1 protein-coding gene is annotated in these 1458 nt (G+C 68.4%); it reads right to left on the bottom strand.

Annotated features, from left to right (window positions below; genetic code table 11):
* Window positions 1–1341, bottom strand: a 1341-nt coding sequence (locus LDL48_RS43165; RefSeq protein WP_225261002.1) for a glucuronyl esterase domain-containing protein, incomplete at its 3' end; no start/stop codon positions are given.
* Window positions 1342–1458 lie beyond the last annotated feature (117 nt).

Genomic DNA, 1458 nt, shown 5'->3' on the forward strand with positions numbered 1-1458 from the left:
CGGCGGCTCACTCGGCGGGTTGCTGGTCGGCGGGTTGCTCGGTGGGTTGCTGGTGGGCGGGTCGCTCGGCGGGTTGCTGGTGGTCAGCGTCGGGGTCTGCCAGTCCCGCCAGCTCGCCAGGTTCCCGGTGGCCTTGCTGTGTATCCGGATCGTCCCGGCCGCGTTCCCGCTGCGCAACAGGTACTTCTGAAGGTGCTGCTGCAACAACGGCCGCCACTCCGCCCGGCTCGCGCAATGCGTCCCGTCCGACACATCGGAGTGATACGTGATGTTCGCACCGGCACCCAACGCCCGGTACACCTCCGCACCACCCAACGCCGCCACACTCGCCGACCGCGGCCCCAGATTCGCGATATGCGGATTGTCCATCACGAACAACCCCCGCGGCGCCACCATCGCCACCACCTGATGGGTGTCCACCGGCAACCCGTTCGGATTACCCGTGAACGAACCGAACGCATCACCCAGCCACGGCTGCTCCCCGTACGCACTCGACAGACTCTGCGCACCCTCCCCCGGGATACCCCGGAAGATCGGCACCCCCGCCGACCCCGACTCGATCGGCATCGTCAACGCGATCCGCTGATCGAACGCACCCACCACGAACGCGCCCTTACCGAACCGCGAACACCCCGTCACCCCGGTCGCGTCCGCCCGCAGAACGCTCCCCCCGGACGACTCCAGCACATCAATGATCCGCGACACCCCCCACGCCCACGCCACCAACAACCCGGTCGACGACGACGCCCCGTAGATCGAGTAGAACGCCCCCTGCTTGTTGGTACGCGGCGTGCCCTCCCGGCCCACCACATACGGGTCATAATTGATCACCGCGGCCCCCGCCGCCTTGATCGCCGCGGTGTCCGCACCGAACCCGCCCAACACCACCACCGCCGGGAACGGACCCGAGCCCGACGGCAACTCCACCCGCGCCGTGAAACTCGCACTACGCCCGCCCTCGGACACGTTCACCGAGATCGACGAACTCGACACCGTCCCGGTCACACTCGCCGGCTTGCCCGGTTTCGCCCCGTACACATACCGCTCCGCGAGCTTCTTGATCTCCGCCCGCCGGCACTGCCAGTCCCCCGTCGAGGTGATCCGCGTGCCGTTCATCCGCAGGAACGGATCCGGCAACCGCGCATTCGACACCGCACCACCGGGCTCCGGCACCACACAGTTCGCACCCTCGTCCTCCACCCCCGCGGCCGCCACCACCGCAGCCCGCGCGGACGCCGAACGCGGCCCGAACGTCGCCACCGCCCCGACCGCCAACACCGACACCGACACCGCCGCCACGACCGCAACCCGCAACTTCGAGCGACCCACGTAGGTGGACACCAGGGCCCTCCCCTCCGACACCCAAGGAAACGGAAACGCCACCCGAACCAGCACCGAAAGTTCCAGCAGGTCCCGAGCGTGGAAACGTTTCCATTCTGACCGCACCAGTGTTAGGCA

Origin of the sequence: Jidongwangia harbinensis (assembly GCF_020216025.1) — a bacterium.
Taxonomy (GTDB): domain Bacteria; phylum Actinomycetota; class Actinomycetes; order Mycobacteriales; family Micromonosporaceae; genus Actinoplanes; species Actinoplanes harbinensis.